The 15,427-nt window shown below is 74.7% G+C and carries 15 protein-coding genes; 10 read left to right on the forward strand and 5 right to left on the reverse strand.

The window, feature by feature from the left end:
* The first annotated feature begins 88 nt into the window (after nt 1-88).
* On the forward strand, nt 89-1,708 hold the full coding sequence (locus tag M6G08_RS20000; RefSeq protein ID WP_272588522.1) for an ABC-F family ATP-binding cassette domain-containing protein: 1,620 nt from the start codon (nt 89-91) through the stop codon (nt 1,706-1,708).
* 614 nt (nt 1,709-2,322) lie between these two features.
* Here the strand turns inward: M6G08_RS20000 and M6G08_RS20005 are convergent.
* Entirely contained in the window at nt 2,323-3,444 is a 1,122-nt protein-coding gene (locus M6G08_RS20005) for a baeRF2 domain-containing protein (protein ID WP_272588523.1), read from the reverse strand.
* Between the two features lie 62 nt (nt 3,445-3,506).
* Between M6G08_RS20005 and M6G08_RS20010 the strand changes: the two genes are divergently transcribed.
* Complete coding sequence (locus M6G08_RS20010) at nt 3,507-3,785, forward strand: DUF6158 family protein (protein WP_272588524.1); 279 nt, start codon at nt 3,507-3,509, stop codon at nt 3,783-3,785.
* A gap of 106 nt (nt 3,786-3,891) precedes the next feature.
* On the opposite strand, the gene M6G08_RS20015 is transcribed toward M6G08_RS20010, so the two are convergent.
* Together M6G08_RS20015 and M6G08_RS20020 are read right to left on the reverse strand one after the other, a co-directional pair.
* Nucleotides 3,892-4,434 (reverse strand): type 1 glutamine amidotransferase domain-containing protein, encoded by a 543-nt coding sequence (locus M6G08_RS20015; RefSeq protein WP_272588525.1) that lies wholly within the window; start codon nt 4,432-4,434, stop codon nt 3,892-3,894.
* Nucleotides 4,435-4,643: 209 nt separating this feature from the next.
* Nucleotides 4,644-5,051 (reverse strand): DUF2795 domain-containing protein, encoded by a 408-nt coding sequence (locus tag M6G08_RS20020; RefSeq protein WP_272588526.1) that lies wholly within the window; start codon nt 5,049-5,051, stop codon nt 4,644-4,646.
* A gap of 201 nt (nt 5,052-5,252) precedes the next feature.
* On the opposite strand from M6G08_RS20020, the gene M6G08_RS20025 reads away from it, so the two are divergent.
* The 8 genes from M6G08_RS20025 to M6G08_RS20060 all read left to right on the forward strand — a co-directional run bounded on the left by M6G08_RS20025 (nt 5,253) and on the right by M6G08_RS20060 (nt 13,748).
* The gene (locus tag M6G08_RS20025; RefSeq protein WP_272588527.1) at nt 5,253-5,405 is read left to right on the forward strand and encodes a hypothetical protein; all 153 of its coding nucleotides are present in this window, start codon (nt 5,253-5,255) and stop codon (nt 5,403-5,405) included.
* Between the two features lie 68 nt (nt 5,406-5,473).
* Nucleotides 5,474-7,864: an ATP-binding cassette domain-containing protein gene (locus tag M6G08_RS20030; protein ID WP_272588528.1), complete on the forward strand. Its 2,391-nt coding sequence runs from the start codon at nt 5,474-5,476 to the stop codon at nt 7,862-7,864.
* A gap of 59 nt (nt 7,865-7,923) precedes the next feature.
* On the forward strand, nt 7,924-8,352 hold the full coding sequence (locus M6G08_RS20035) for a helix-turn-helix transcriptional regulator (RefSeq protein WP_272588529.1): 429 nt from the start codon (nt 7,924-7,926) through the stop codon (nt 8,350-8,352).
* Between the two features lie 5 nt (nt 8,353-8,357).
* Nucleotides 8,358-8,774, forward strand: coding sequence for a VOC family protein (locus tag M6G08_RS20040; RefSeq protein ID WP_272588530.1), 417 nt, complete (start codon nt 8,358-8,360; stop codon nt 8,772-8,774).
* A gap of 290 nt (nt 8,775-9,064) precedes the next feature.
* Complete coding sequence (locus M6G08_RS20045) at nt 9,065-9,859, forward strand: RNA polymerase sigma factor SigF (protein ID WP_272588531.1); 795 nt, start codon at nt 9,065-9,067, stop codon at nt 9,857-9,859.
* Nucleotides 9,860-10,375: 516 nt separating this feature from the next.
* On the forward strand, nt 10,376-11,239 hold the full coding sequence (locus M6G08_RS20050) for a prolipoprotein diacylglyceryl transferase (RefSeq protein WP_272588532.1): 864 nt from the start codon (nt 10,376-10,378) through the stop codon (nt 11,237-11,239).
* Between the two features lie 146 nt (nt 11,240-11,385).
* Nucleotides 11,386-12,687 (forward strand): aminotransferase class I/II-fold pyridoxal phosphate-dependent enzyme, encoded by a 1,302-nt coding sequence (locus M6G08_RS20055; RefSeq protein WP_272588533.1) that lies wholly within the window; start codon nt 11,386-11,388, stop codon nt 12,685-12,687.
* Nucleotides 12,684-13,748 (forward strand): MBL fold metallo-hydrolase, encoded by a 1,065-nt coding sequence (locus M6G08_RS20060; RefSeq protein ID WP_272588534.1) that lies wholly within the window; start codon nt 12,684-12,686, stop codon nt 13,746-13,748. Before M6G08_RS20055 ends, M6G08_RS20060 begins: the two co-directional genes overlap by 4 nt.
* Before the next feature lie 205 nt (nt 13,749-13,953).
* Here M6G08_RS20060 and M6G08_RS20065 read toward each other — a convergent pair whose 3' ends face one another.
* Nucleotides 13,954-14,580: a DedA family protein gene (locus M6G08_RS20065; protein ID WP_272588535.1), complete on the reverse strand. Its 627-nt coding sequence runs from the start codon at nt 14,578-14,580 to the stop codon at nt 13,954-13,956.
* Nucleotides 14,577-15,350 carry an MBL fold metallo-hydrolase gene (locus M6G08_RS20070; protein WP_272588536.1) on the reverse strand — a complete coding sequence of 258 codons (774 nt, stop codon included), beginning with the start codon at nt 15,348-15,350 and terminating at the stop codon, nt 14,577-14,579. The genes M6G08_RS20065 and M6G08_RS20070 overlap by 4 nt, the downstream gene beginning before the upstream one ends.
* Nucleotides 15,351-15,427 lie beyond the last annotated feature (77 nt).

Consider the following 15,427-nt stretch of genomic DNA (forward strand, 5'->3'; position numbering starts at 1 on the left):
GGCGTTTCCTGCGGCCGGCGTGGCCCGTGTCACGGCACCGGGAAATGCGTTTGCTCCGAGCGCGGCCGGAGCTGGAGAATCCGGTCGCATGGGACACCTCGAAGCCGCGCACCTGGAGTACTACCTCCCCGACGGGAGGGCGCTGCTCGGCGACGTCTCCTTCCGGGTGGGGGAGGGCGCGGTCGTGGCCCTCGTCGGTCCCAACGGAGCGGGCAAGACCACCCTGCTTCGCCTGCTGTCCGGGGAACTGAAACCGCACGGCGGCACCGTCACCGTCGGCGGCGGCCTCGGGGTGATGCGGCAGTTCGTGGGCTCCGTCCGCGACGAGACGACCGTGCGCGACCTCCTCGTCTCGGTGGCGCCGCCCCGCATCCGCGAGGCCGCACGCGCCGTCGACGCCGCCGAGCACGCGATCATGACGGTCGACGACGAGGCCGCCCAGATGCGCTACGCCCAGGCCCTCGCGGACTGGGCCGAGGCGCAGGGCTACGAGGCCGAGACGTTGTGGGACATCTGCACCACGGCCGCGCTGGGCGTCCCCTACGACAAGGCCCAGTGGCGGCAGGTGGGCACCCTGTCCGGCGGTGAGCAGAAGCGGCTGGTGCTGGAGGCGCTGCTGCGCGGCAACGACGAGGTGCTGCTGCTCGACGAGCCGGACAACTACCTCGACGTACCCGGCAAACGCTGGCTGGAGGAGCGGCTGAAGGAGACCCGCAAGACGGTGCTCTTCGTCTCCCACGACCGGGAACTCCTCGCCCGTTCCGCCCAGAAGATCGTCTCGGTCGAGCCCGGACCCGCGGGCGCCGACGCCTGGGTGCACGGCGGCGGCTTCGCCACCTTCCACGAGGCCCGGCGCGAGCGCTTCGCCCGCTTCGAGGAGCTGCGCCGCCGCTGGGACGAGAAGCACGCGCAGCTGAAGAAGCTCGTGCTGACCCTGCGTCAGGCGGCCGCGGTCAGCCACGAGATGGCCTCCCGCTACGCCGCCGCCCAGACCCGGCTGCGCAAGTTCGAGGAGGCCGGGCCGCCGCCCGAGCCGCCGCGCGAGCAGGACATCCGGATGCGGCTGAAGGGCGGCCGCACCGGCGTCCGCGCCGTCACCTGCGAGCAGCTGGAACTGACCGGCCTGATGAAACCCTTCGACCTGGAGGTCTTCTACGGCGAACGGGTCGCCGTCCTCGGCTCCAACGGCTCCGGCAAGTCGCACTTCCTGCGGCTGCTGGCCGGCGACGACGTGGCCCACACCGGGCAGTGGAAGCTCGGCGCGCGTGTGCTGCCCGGCCACTTCGCGCAGACCCACGCCCACCCCGAGCTGCTGGGCCGCACCCTCCTGGACATCCTGTGGACCGAACACGCCCAGGACCGGGGCGCCGCCATGTCCAGGCTGCGCCGCTACGAACTGACCCAGCAGGCCGAGCAGGCCTTCGACCGCCTCTCCGGCGGCCAGCAGGCCCGCTTCCAGATCCTCCTGCTGGAACTCCAGGGCGTCACCGCCCTGCTGCTCGACGAGCCGACCGACAACCTCGACCTGGAGTCGGCCGAAGCCCTCCAGGAGGGCCTGGAGGGCTTCGAGGGCACCGTCCTCGCGGTCACCCACGACCGCTGGTTCGCCCGCTCCTTCGACCGGTACCTCGTCTTCGGCAGCGACGGGCGCGTGCGCGAGACGCCGGAGCCGGTCTGGGACGAACGTCGGGTGGAGCGGGCCCGCTGACGCCGACGCGGGGGCCGGGGGCGCCGGAGCCCGGGGGCCCAGCCCTGGGGCTGGAGGCCGGGAGTCGGTCTCCGGGGGTCTGGAGCTGGAGCCCGGATCCCGGAGTCCGAGGCTGGTCCCCGGGAGCCGAAAGCCGGGGTCCTGGAGCTGAGACGGAGCCCGGCTCCCGGGAACCGGAGGTCGGCGTCCGGGAGCCGGAGCCCTGAGCCCCAGAGCCCCGAGGCCGGGGGCCTGGGGCCGGAGGCCGGGGGACGGCGTCCGGGAGTCGGTGCCCGGGCGACGGAGCCGGGGCCATGAGCCCCAGAGCCCCGAGCTGGGGGCCTGGAGCCGGAGGCCGGGGGACGGCGTCCGGGAGTCGGTGCCCGGGCGACGGAGCCGGAGCCCTGAACCCCCGAGCCCGGAGCCCCCGAGCTGGGGGCCTGGAGCCGGAGGCCGGGGGGGCGGCGTCCGGGAGTCGGTGCCGGGGCGACGGAGCCGGAGCCCTGAACCCCCGAGCCCCGAGCCCGGGGGCCTGGGGCCGGAGGCCGGGGGGGGCGGCGTCCGGGAGTCGGTGCCCGGGCGACGGAGCCGGAGCCGGAGGCGGGAGCCGGTGCCCGGACGTCGGCGGGCCGGGGTCACTTCCAGCGCAGCAGCGCCCCCAGACCGCCCACCGGCGCGTCCTCGGACGCCTTGGACGGCAGCGCCGGCGTCACCGAGATCGCCGGGGCGCCGGTCATCACCGCCGAGCGCAGCAGCGCGTCGTCCGCGCGGGCCGACCAGGAGTTCTGCTCACCGAGCGTCTTCAGCTCGGTGCGGCGCACCGCCAGCTGGTCGGCGTCCTCACCGATCCACACCTCGCGGTGGGTGTCCGGGGCGTCCGGGATGACCAGCAGCTCGTCGATGCGGTGCTCCCGCGCCGCCTCGACCAGCGCGGGCACGCCCTCCGCCGCCCCGGCCCGGCCCTCGCCGTCCGGTGTGCGGGCGGCCAGGAAGCGGCCCAGGTCCTCCTGCGCCCGCGAACGCACGTGGTCGTCGCGCACCTGCTCCACCTCGTCGTCCAGCAGCCTGCTGCCGGCACCGCGCGAGGCCTCCGCGATCCGCTCCTGCAGCCGCTTCGGCAGCCGCTCGTGCACGGACCGCCGCTCCCGGTCGTCCCCCACCAGGATCAGCAGGTCCGCGCCCGTCTCCTCCTGGCACACGGCGAGCGCGTCCGCGATCTCCGCCGCGTTGTGCTCCCAGGTGTTCTCCACCCGCAGCTGGAAATGGCGCTCCGACCAGTCGACGCTGCTCGTGCGGTGCACCGGCCACTGCCGGCCGGTCACGCCGCCCGCGTCCGAGGTGCCCAGCGCGCTGCGCAGCTCGAAGTCGGCGCCCTTGCGGTCGATGTACGCCACCACGCACACCGGATCCTCGCCCGCCAGGTCCAGCAGCGGCGTCACGTGCGGCAGCGGCGCCCAGTCGGCGGTGGTCCCGCCGTACGGCGGACGCGCCAGCTGCGGGTCGAGGACCACCTGGCCGGCACAGGCGAACAGGGCCCGCCCGTGCGGGTCGGTGGCGTGGCGCAGTCCCTCCACCGCCTCCCGCACGGCCCGGCAGGTCGCGTCGTCCGCGCCCTGCTCCGCCAGCTCCCGGGCCACCGCGGCGGCCGTCAGCTCACGCTCGTGGGGGGTGTCCTCCGTGTGCCGGGACAGGTCCACGTACACGGAGGCCCAAGGGCCCTGATGTTCGTAGAGGGGGTGCAGAAACGCGAGATCCATGGTGGCTCCCTCCCGGGTGCCGCTCGGGGGTGGTAGTGCTGCGGGGCGGGTACCCGGCCCGCATGAACGAACACGACACAGGGGACGGCACCATGACCGGAGTGGACCCGGGCCGCCTGGACGACCAGCAGCTCATGAAGGAGCTGGAGACCATCCACCGCACGCGCCACGACACCCTCCTCTACGGGTCGAACGACGCGCTGCGGGCCCACAACGAGCGCATGGCGCAGCTGGAGGGCGAGTGGCTGCGCCGCAACCCGCGTCGCCCGGTGGCCGCGGGCCGCACCCGCGAGGGGGCGCGGGAGCGGGGCTGCGGGGAGTCGGGGGCGCCCGGTGGCTGAGCCTGGGAACCGGCCCGCGCGGTGCCGGGCGCACGCCGGAGCCCGGCCCTGCGACGCCGATGGCGGCGGCGTCCGGGGCCGGGCTCCGGCGTGACGGCGGGTCCGCTCAGCCGCCCGCCTTGGCGAACTCCGCGAGGAAGGTCTCGCAGAACGCCTTGAGATCGTCCGGCTTGCGGCTGGTGACCAGCACGTTGTTCCCGTGGTCGCAGACCTTCACCTGCTCGTCCACCCAGGTGGCGCCCGCGTTGCGGAGATCGGTCTGGAGGCTGGGCCACGAGGTCACGACCCGGCCGCGTACGACGTCGGCCTCCACGAGGGTCCACGGGGCGTGGCAGATGGCGGCCACCGGACGCCCCTGCTCGAAGAAGTCCTTGACGAACGCCACCGCCTTCTCGTCCGTCCTCAGGAAGTCCGGGTTGGCCACCCCGCCGGGCAGCACCAGCCCGCCGAACGAGTCGGCCGACGTGTCGCCCACCACCTCGTCCACCGGGAACGTGTCCGCCTTGTCGAGATGGTCGAAGCCCTGGACCTCACCGGACTGCGTGGAGACCAGCACGGGTTCGTGACCCGCGTCCTTCGCGGCCTGCCACGGCTCGGTCAGTTCGACCTGCTCCACGCCCTCGGGCGCGGTCAGAAATGCGATGCGCATGTGGTTTCCGAGTCCTTTCCCGGCGCGCCGGCCGTGGTCGCCGTCCGGCGCGCGTGCGTCAGTGGGTCGGTGCGGGCCGGTCCGGCCCGCACCGGGCGTCCGGGTCCGCGCGGCTGATCCCGGCGAGCGCCGAGGCCGGGGCTGGCCCTCGGCCACCACCCGCGCGGTGATGTCACACGGAGGCGACCCTTCCCGGCGCCCTACGCGCGCTACGCGCTCTGCGTACCGGCGGGTCCGGACCCGCCGCTCTCGGTCAGGGCCACCGCCAGTTCCTGGACGTTGTCGTAGCGCGCCTTGTGCGGCAGTCGTTCCAGACCCTCGACGAGGGCGTCCGGCGCGTTGCCGCGGCGCAGCGCCCGGGTCAGTTCCCGCGGGCCGGCGGGGAAGGTGCCGCGGGTCAGGTTCCGGGCCAGTTCGAGCCGGAGAGCCTCCAGATAGGTGGGACCGCGGCCCGGAGTCACCGGCCCGTACATGACGTCGGGGTCGTCCTCCGCGGCCGGCTCCGGGTCGTGCCACTCCTCGGTCCGGGTCGGGTGCCCGGACCGGAGCAGACCCTGCAGTTCGTGCTTCATCTCGTCGTCGCGGTGGACGCTCATCCGGTCACTGCCTCGCTGCATGTCTCCCTCCAGGTCCTTCAGGGGTGCCGACCGCGTACCCGGACACCGGAGGCCGACACGGATTCATCCGGACGGGTCCGCTCCGATTCCCGCGTACACGGTGCGTGCGGCCTCGTGCACGGCGGGTTCGTCCGGCCAGAACGGGGAACCCGGCCCGCGCCACCACCCCCCACGCCCACCCTTCTTCGGGAAGGACGGATCATGGCGGTGCTGCTCGCTGTGTGCATCCCGGTCCTCATGCTCGGCGTGGTGCTGGCCATGGGCCGCTACGAGGAACTGGTGCTGCCGGACACCGCGCCACCGCCCGACGACGCCGAAATGGCCGGCCGGACCGACGGCCGGACAGATCAGTAATCGAGAAGCGCCGCGCGCCGCGTGCCGTCTAGCGTGTTCCTGCCGACCCGCCGACGGATGGAGACACGATGAGCAGCGCCAAGAGGGCGGACACGAGAGCGGCCGCCCCGCACCCGGCCGACGGCCACGACATGATCCGTGTGCACGGCGCCCGCGAGAACAACCTCAAGGACGTCAGCATCGAGATCCCCAAGCGCCGGCTGACCGTCTTCACCGGAGTTTCCGGGTCGGGCAAGAGCTCCCTGGTCTTCAACACCATCGCCGCCGAGTCCCAGCGGCTGATCAACGAGACCTACAGTGCCTTCGTCCAGGGCTTCATGCCCACCCTGGCCCGCCCCGAGGTCGACGTGCTCGACGGCCTGACCACCGCGATCATCGTGGACCAGCAGCGGATGGGCGCCGACCCCCGCTCCACCGTCGGCACCGCCACCGACGCCAACGCGATGCTGCGCATCCTCTTCAGCCGGCTCGGCGACCCGCACATCGGCCCGCCCAGCGCGTACTCCTTCAACACCGCCTCCGTCCGCGCCAGCGGCGCGATCACCGTCGAGCGCGGCAACAAGAAGGCCGTGAAGGCCACGTACGAGCGCACCGGCGGCATGTGCACCCACTGCGAGGGCCGGGGCAAGGTCTCCGACATCGACCTCTCCCAGCTCTACGACGACTCCAAGTCGCTCGCCGAGGGCGCCTTCACCATCCCCGGCTGGAAGTCGGACAGCCAGTGGACCGTCCAGGTCTACGCCCAGTCCGGCTTCGTCGACCCGGACAAGCCGATCCGCGAGTACACCGAGAAGGAGCTGCGCGACTTCCTCTACGGCGAGCCGGTCAAGGTCAAGGTAAACGGCGTCAACCTCACCTACGAAGGCCTGATCCCGAAGATCCAGAAGTCGTTCCTGTCCAAGGACAAGGAGGCGATGCAGCCGCACATCCGCGCGTTCGTGGAGCGGGCCGTCACCTTCACCACCTGCCCCGAGTGCGACGGGACGCGGCTCAGCGAGGGCGCCAGGTCGTCCAGGATCGGCAAGGTCTCCATCGCCGACGCCTGCGCGATGGAGATCCGCGACCTCGCCGACTGGGTCCGCACCCTCGACGAGCCGTCGGTGGCGCCGCTGCTCACCGCCCTGCGGGACACCCTCGACTCGTTCGTGGAGATCGGCCTCGGCTACCTCTCCCTGGACCGTCCGGCGGGCACGCTGTCGGGCGGCGAGGCCCAGCGCGTCAAGATGATCCGCCACCTCGGCTCCTCGCTCACCGACACGACGTACGTCTTCGACGAGCCCACCATCGGCCTGCACCCGCACGACATCCAGCGGATGAACGACCTGCTGCTGCGCCTGCGGGACAAGGGCAACACCGTGCTCGTCGTCGAGCACAAGCCGGAGGCGATCGCCATCGCCGACCACGTCGTCGACCTCGGCCCCGGCGCCGGCACGGCGGGCGGCACCGTCTGCTTCGAAGGCACCGTGGAGGACCTGCGGTCGGCCGGCACCGTCACCGGACGCCACCTCGACGACCGGTCCTCGCTCAAGGAGACGGTGCGCGAACCCACCGGCGCGCTGGAGATCCGCGGCGCGAACGCGCACAACCTCCAGGACGTCGACGTCGACATCCCGCTCGGCGTGCTCTGCGTGGTCACCGGTGTGGCGGGCTCCGGCAAGAGCTCGCTGATCCACGGCTCGGTCCCCGCCGGAGCGGACGTCGTCGCCGTCGACCAGAGCCCCATCAAGGGCTCCCGGCGCAGCAACCCGGCGACGTACACGGGCCTGCTCGACCCGATCCGCAAGGCCTTCGCCAAGGCCAACGGCGTCAAGCCCGCCCTGTTCAGCGCCAACTCCGAGGGCGCCTGCCCCACCTGCAACGGCGCCGGGGTCGTCTACACCGACCTGGCGATGATGGCCGGCGTCGCCAGCCCCTGCGAGGACTGCGAGGGCAAGCGGTTCCAGCCCTCGGTGCTGGTGTACCGGTTCGGCGGCCGGGACATCAGCGAGGTGCTCGCGATGTCGGTGGCGCAGGCGGAGGAGTTCTTCGGCACCGGCGAGGCGCGTACGCCCGCCGCGCACAAGATCCTCCAGCGGCTCACCGACGTCGGACTCGGCTACCTCACCCTCGGCCAGCCGCTCACCACCCTCTCCGGCGGCGAGCGGCAGCGGCTGAAGCTGGCCACGCACATGGGCGAGAAGGGCGGCGTGTACGTCCTCGACGAGCCCACCACCGGCCTCCACCTCGCCGACGTCGAGCAGCTGCTCGGCCTGCTGGACCGCCTGGTCGACGCGGGCAAGTCGGTCATCGTCATCGAGCACCACCAGGCCGTCATGGCGCACGCCGACTGGATCATCGACCTCGGCCCCGGCGCCGGCCACGACGGCGGCCGGATCGTCTTCGAGGGCACCCCCGCCGACCTCGTCGCCGACCGCTCCACCCTCACCGGCGAGCACCTGGCGGCCTACGTCGGCGCCTGACCCGGCGGATCCCACAGCGCCGGTACCGGCGGCGTCCGGCGCTGTGGGATCGTGTGGGTGTGACGACGTTGGAGGACCTGGCCCGGCTGCGCCGCGCCCGCGACCTGATGGACCGCGAGTACGACAAGCCGCTCGACGTCCCGGCGCTGGCCCGGGTCGCCCTCATGTCGGCGGGCCACTTCTCCCGCAGTTTCCGCGCCGCCTACGGCGAGACCCCGTACAGCTACCTGATGACGCGCCGCATCGAGCGGGCCAAGGCCCTGCTGCGACGCGGCGACCTCTCGGTGACCGAGGTCTGCTTCGCCGTCGGCTGTACCTCGCTGGGCTCGTTCAGTTCCCGCTTCACCGAACTGGTCGGCGAGAGCCCGAGCGCCTACCGGGCCCGCGACCACTCGGACGGCGCCGCCGTCCCGGCCTGCGTCGCCAAGGTCTGCACCCGGCCGGTCAGGAACGGAGAAGCCAGGCCCGCGCCCGGGTCCCTAGCGTGAGGCACATGGACATCAACCTCTCGCAGTGCTTCATCGCCGTCGACGACCACGACAAGGCGCTCGCCTTCTACCGGGACGTGCTCGGCATGGAGGTCCGCAACGACGTCGGCTTCGAAGGGATGCGCTGGGTGACCGTCGGTTCCCCGGCCCAGCCCGACGTGGACATCGTCCTCGAACCCCCGCTCGCCGACCCCAACGCCTCGGAGGCCGACCAGGAGGCCATGGACCGGCTGCTCGCCAAGGGCCTCCTGCGCGGCGTCATCTTCACCACCGACGACGTGGACGCCACCTTCGAACGCATCAGCGCGGCGGGCGCCGAGGTCCTCCAGGAGCCGGTCGACCAGCCCTACGGCGTCCGCGACTGCGCCTTCCGCGACCCGGCCGGCAACATGCTCCGCTTCAACCAGCCGCGCAAGCGGTAACCGGCAGCCCGGAAGCCGGGTGTTTGCCGTGGGGCGAACGGGGCAGGTGCAAGGTCAGTGCTTCGGACAGGAGGCACGTCCGTGGGAGCGGCGGGACGCCGCCACGGACGCGTCCGTCCGGTGGCCGGACGCCCTCCCACGGTGACCGCCCGACCCAAGGGCCGTGTCGTCGCACCGGTGACGCGGGGGGTTCGACGAACTCCGTGTGCCGTCCGCGTTCGGCGGTGCCGACCGGGCCGCCGCCCGGCGCGACGACAGGACCCCGCGCTCCTGAGGAGTTGCGACGCACCATGCCGATCCACGCCAGCGTGAAGCACCCCCACGACGACGCCCCCGACACCGCCGACGCCTTCCGTCGGCTCACCAGCCTTCCCGACGGCCCGGAACGCGACGCGGTCCGCGACCGGATCGTCGAGGCCTGGCTCCCCATGGCCGAACGGCTCGCCGGACGCTTCCGCAGCCGCGGCGAGAGCTACGACGACCTGCGCCAGGTCGCCGCCCTCGGCCTGGTCAAGGCCGTCGACCGGTACGACCCCGAGCGCGGCAACGCCTTCGAGAGCTACGCGGTGCCGACGATCACCGGTGAGATCAAGCGGCACTTCCGCGACCACATGTGGACCCTGCACGTGCCGCGCCGGGTACAGGACCTGCGCAACCGGGTCCGCCACGCCGGGCAGGACCTGTCCCAGACCATCTCGGGCCGCAGGCCCACCGTCGCCGAGATCGCCGAGCACGCCGAGATGAGCGAGGAGGACGCGCGGGTCGGCCTGGAGGCCCTGGAGAGCTTCACGGCCCTGTCCCTGGACGCCGAACTCCCCGGCAGCGAGGACGGCTACTCCCTCGGCGACGCCCTCGGTGCCTCCGACCCGGCCCTGGACACCGTCGTCGACCGCGAGGCCGTGAAGGACCGTCTCGCCGCCCTGCCCGAGCGGGAACGGGCCATCCTCTACATGCGCTTCTTCGACGACATGACCCAGAGCCGCATCGCCGAACAGCTCGGCATCTCCCAGATGCACGTCTCCCGCCTGATCAGCCGCTGCTGCGACCGGGTGCGGGAGCAGGTGCTGCGGGACCCGGCGGCCTGACCCGGGGCCCCGGAGCCCCGGGGCCGGTGACCGGCGGGGAGGGGCGCGCCCCGAGCCGCTCCCTTCCTCGCCGCCCGGCCGCTGCCGCTCCCTTCCTCGCCGCCCGGCCGCTGCCGCTCCCGGCCGACGGACCGCGCGCCGTCCTGCCCGGCGTTCTCGCTTCCCGGCCGCTGCCGCGGCGCACGGGACGAGCGCGTCGCCAGGGCGGTTCCGCCGGTTCGTCCGCGAGCCGGCTGGCCGGCGACTCGCTGACGCCGGGCCGGCGGCCCTCGGCCCGGCTCTGGGTGCCGTGCTCAGGGCCGACGAGGTGGCGGGGCCTGCGGTGCGTCGGCCCTTGCCGTGCCGTGGGCGACGGCACCGGCGAGGGCGGGTGCCAAACCTGAGCCTCACCCGCTCGGGCGCTCCGTTCCCGCGAACGGCGCACGGCGGCGCGCGGGCCCGTGCCGGGCGGGCTGTGATGGCCGAGGAGGCGCGAGCGCCGTGCCCCCGCAGCCGTCGCTCGAAGGAGCCCGACCCATGCGCCGCACCGCCCGCGCCCTGTCCACCACCGTCCTGGCCGGTGCCGCCCTCGGTGTCTTCGCGGCGCCCGCCCAGGCCGACCCCGGCGTACCCCCGCCCCCCATCGGCGTCGGTGAACCCGTCGCCGAGGTCAGCCCGGCCGACGTGACCTCCGGCGACACCGTCACCGTCACCGTGACCTGCGCCCCGACCGGCGGCTCCGCACCCGCGACCCTCGCCGCCACCTCACCGGCCTTCGAGTCGGGCACGGTCGAGCTGCGCAAGGTGGGCGGCGGGAACGAGGCGACGGCCGGGGCCGCCTACCGGGGCACCGCCCGCATAGCCGCGGCCGAGAATGCCGAGGACGTCACGAGCGAACCCGGGGCGAGCGCCCCGGACGCGGCGGGCGCCGAGGACGCGTGGACCGTCGACGGCGCCTGCCCCGAGGCATCCGGCGAGGAGGGAGCCCCCTGGAGCGCGACGATGACCGCGCCCGAGGAGCCGATGACGGTGCCGGACGAACCGCCGGACGAACCGATGACGGTGCCGGACGAGCCGGTGGCCGTGCCGGAGGAGGGCGCCGTCGCGCCGCTCTGCTCCGGACCGACGGCCGGCCACGGCGGAACCCCCACCCGGAGCACGTCCTGCGCCACGAAGCCCGCGTGCCCGCAACCGGCCGCCCCGCACGACGGGACCTCCGAGCGGCAGAGGGAATGCGGCGGCTCGACCGCGGAGCACGGAGTGCACGCCGGCGCGGGCGGAACGTTCACCGACTCGGTGCCCGCGCTGGCCGCCGGCGGACTCCTCATCGCGGGCGCGGGAGCCGCCGCCGCGCACCGGCTGCTGCGGTTCCGGCCGCGCGGGGACGCCGGGCACCGCTGACCCGCACCGCGTCCGGCCCGCGTGTGATCCGTACGACCGGGGGCCGCGGCCATGGCCGGGCGCCCCGGTGGGTACTTGGAGCAACGGCCGGACGAATCGTGCCGGCGGCGACGGGACACGGCACCACGGACTGCGCGGAGGCACGCATGCGGCGGACGGAGCCCTCAGGGCACGGCCCCCACGGGCAGGGCTCCGAGGGCCGTGCCCGCGAGAACCATGCCCCGGTGGGGCACGGTCCCGTCCGCTACGGCCCGCACCTCCCCGACGACGGGCTGCCGGTCCTGCCCGAGCTGTCCGCCGTACTCGCCGCCGCCGCGGGCCGCGCCCAGGAGGAACCCGCCGGCGGCGCGCCCGCCCTCCTGGACGCCGCCTGCGGCTACTGGGACCGGCGCGGACTGACCACCGACCCCGGCCACGTCGCCGCCGCCCCCGGCGCGGGCGCCCTGCTGCTCGCGCTGACCGCCGCGCTCGGCGGCGACGTCCTGGTGCCCCGGCCCTGCGCCGCCTGGTGGGCGCCGTACGCGCGGCTGCTGGGCAGACCCGTCTTCCACGTGCCGACCCAGGCCGAGTCCGGCGGCGTACCCGACCCGTACGCCCTCCTGGAGACCGTCCGACGGGTCCGCGCCGAGGGCGGCGACCCCCGCCTGCTCGTCCTGTCGGTCGCCGACGACCCGACCGGCACCGTCGCGCCGCCCGAGCTGCTGCACGAGACCGTGGAGGCGGCCGAGGGCGAAGGACTGCACCTGGTCAGCGACGAGACCTGGCGCGACACCCTGCACGACCCCCACGCCACCGTGATCCTCAGCCCCGCCGAGATGCTGCCCGAGCGGGTCACCGTCATCACCGACCTGGCCGGCGCGCTGCTGCCGCCGTCCTGGCCCGCCGCCGTCGCCCGCTTCCCGGCGTCCGCCGCCGGGGACGGCCTGCACGCCCGCGTCCTCGACGTGCTCACCGCGCTCGGCGCCCGTGTCGCCGCGCCCGTCGCCGCGGCGGCCGGGTACGCGCTCGGCGAACCCGAACCGGTCGCCGAACGCCGGTCGGCCGCCGTACGCCTGCACGCGCGGCTGGCCGCCGCCGCGCACGCGGCCGTCGTCGCCGCGGGCGCCACCGCCCGGCCCCCGCAGGCCGGCCGCCACCTCTACGCCGACCTCGGCCCGTTGCGCGACGCGCTCGCCGCCGAGGGTGTCGGCGACGCCCAGGAACTGGAGGACTTCCTCACCGCCCGGCTCGGCATGCCCGCCCCCGGCGGACACCGCTTCGGCGACGACCTGCCGGCCCTGCGCGTACGGCTCGCCACCGGCCCCCTGCTCGGCGCCGGCGAGCGGCGCGCGGAATGCCTCACGTCCCCCGACCCGTTGGAACTGTCACAGGTGCAACGCGCGTTGGTCCGCCTGAAGTCGGTCTTCGGCGGTCTGCGCGACGCTCAGCGATGGGAGCCTCCTCGATGACGCAGCAGCCCCGGTCGACCACGAGCACCCCCACTCCCGCCGCGGACGCGGCCGAGCCGCCGGCCGAGCCCTCCCCGGCGCCCTCGTCCTCCCCGCCGCTCGCCGACCCGCGCCCGCCGGCCGAGCACCGGGTCTGGCCGCGCACCTTCCACGACCGGCTGACCGCGCCGCTGCCCGGACTGAAGGCCATCGCGAGATTCGCCCGCGAAGGGGCGGTCAGACCCGGCCCCGACGGCCTCGCCGACATCCCCCGGCTGCCGTACGAGCCCGGCCCGCTGCCCCGCGTGGACGCCCGCACCGTCGCCGTCACCTGGGCGGGACACGCCAGCTGGGTGGTGCGGATCGGCGGGCTCACCGTGCTGACCGACCCGGTCTGGTCCCGCCGCATCCTCGGCACCCCGGCCCGCCTCACCCCCGTCGGCGTCCCCTGGAGCGCCCTGCCGCGCGTCGACGCGGTCGTCATCAGCCACAACCACTACGACCACCTGGACGCCCCGACCCTGCGCAGGCTCCCGCGCGACACCCCCGTCCTCGCGCCGGCCGGGCTCGGCCGCTGGTTCCACCGCCGCCGCTTCACCCGCGTCACCGAGCTGGACTGGTGGGAGGCGACGGAGCTGGGCGGCGTCCGCTTCGACTTCGTACCGGCCCACCACTGGTCCAAGCGCACCCTCACCGACACCTGCCGCACCCTGTGGGGCGGCTGGGTCCTCACCGCGCCCGACGGCCGGCGCGTCTACTTCGCCGGCGACACCGGGTACGGCCACTGGTTCGCCCGCATCGGCCGCCGCTACCCCGGCATCGACCTCGCCCTGCTCCCCATCGGCGCCTACGACCCCCGCTGGTGGCTCAGGGACGTCCACTGCGACCCGGAGGAGGCGGTGCGGGCCGCCCAGGACGTCGGCGCCCGCCGGATGGCGCCGATGCACTGGGGCACGTTCGTCCTGTCCGCGGAGCCGGTCCTGGAACCCCTCACCCGCGTACGCACCGCCTGGCAACGCGCCGGCCTGCCCCGCGAGCACCTGTGGGACCTCCCGGTGGGCGCCTCCCACGTACTGGAGTGACTTCACGCCGGCTGTCCCGGCCCGCGCCACCGCGCCCCGGCGGGCCCCTCCCGCTCCGGCGCGGCCGCCTGCCGTGCGGGCCGACCGGACGCGACGCCCGGCCGCGGTCGCCGACATCCGCGGTTCCGACGCGCCCGCCTCCCCCCGCACCTGCGCGGCCGTCTGCCCTCGCGCCTCGCAGGCTGACCGTCCCGCCGCCGCAGGCCTACGCCTTCGCGGGCCCCCGCAGCCGCCGCCACACGCTCGGCGCGCCGCTGACCAGCAGGGTCAGGGCGATCGCCGCGGCCACGCCCTCCCACGGCTTGCTGAACAGGGCGCCGCTCAGGATGCCGATCAGCTGGTACGTCACCGCCCAGGCCAGGCAGGCCGGGAGGTTGCCCCGGGCGAAGCGGCGCGCCGGCCACTCGGCCAGCAGGCAGGCCAGCATCACGGGTATGCGGCCCGCCGGCACCAGCCGCGACAGCACCAGCACCGCGACATCGTGCTCGGCGAGCTTCTTCTGCGCCTGCGCCAGCCGGTCCTCGGGCGCCCGCGACCGGATCGCCTCCAGCCAGCGCGAGCCGTTCCTCGAACCGACCCCGCGCCGCCCCAGCCAGTACAGCGCCATGTCCCCGCAGAACGCGGCCAGCGACGCGGTGGCGAACACCATCAGCATCGCGAACGGCAGCGTCTGGTGCATCGCCACCACGGCCGCCGAACTCACCAGCGCCCCCGTCGGCACCACCGGCACCAGCGCCCCGATCAGCACCAGCAGGAACAGCGAGGGATAGCCGAACGCCTGCTGGGCCGGCTCGGTCGGAATGCTCGTCACGGCGGTGCCCAGCGTGCTCACCGCGCGACCTCCACGCGCACACTCCCACCGTGCCCCAGCCGGTGCACCGCCACGCCCGGCGCACGCAGCGCAGCCAGGCGCGCGAACTCGTCACCCGGCGTGTGGAACTCGTGCGGGCGCACCGCGTCCATCCCGATCGGCCAGTACGTGCCGTAGTGCACCGGCACGGCCGTGCCCGGCGCCAGCCGGGCCAGCGCCTCGGCCGCCCGCCCCGCGTCCAGATGCTCGGAGCCGAGATACGGCCCCCAGCCGCCCACCGGCAGCAGCGCCGCGTCGACCGGTCCGACCTCCTTCTCCATGTCGTCGAACAGACCGGTGTCCCCGGCGAAGTACGTCCGGGCCTCGCCCTCGACGACATAGCCGAGCGCGGGGGAGCGGTGCGGGCCGAGTGGCAGCCGGCGACCGTCGTGCCGGGCCGGCACCGCCCGTACCCGCAGGTCACCGACGGTCGTCTCGTCGCCGGGCGCCACCTCGGTCAGCTGCAGGTGCCCGAGCCTGCGCATCCCCGGCACCGCACGCGGCGCGCCCCGGGGCACGAGCAGGCGCGTGCCCGGCGCGAGCCGCGCGAGCGACGGCACGTGCAGGTGGTCGGCGTGCAGGTGCGACACCAGCACCACGTCCGCGCGCCAGGCGTCCGGCGGCGGCACCGCGCCCCGTCTGCGCCGCAGGTGGGCCAGCCGGCGGACGAACAGGGGATCGGTGAGCACGCGTATGTCCGAGTCCTCGACCGTGCAGGTGGCGTGACCCCACCACGTGAGCTCCACCGGCACCTCTTTGCCTCCTTCGCGCGACTCCCCGAAGCCTACGTCCGGGAGTAGGGTCGGCGGCGAAACGGGAGGTGAGGGGG

It is taken from the genome of Streptomyces sp. M92, from assembly GCF_028473745.1.
GTDB lineage: Bacteria > Actinomycetota > Actinomycetes > Streptomycetales > Streptomycetaceae > Streptomyces.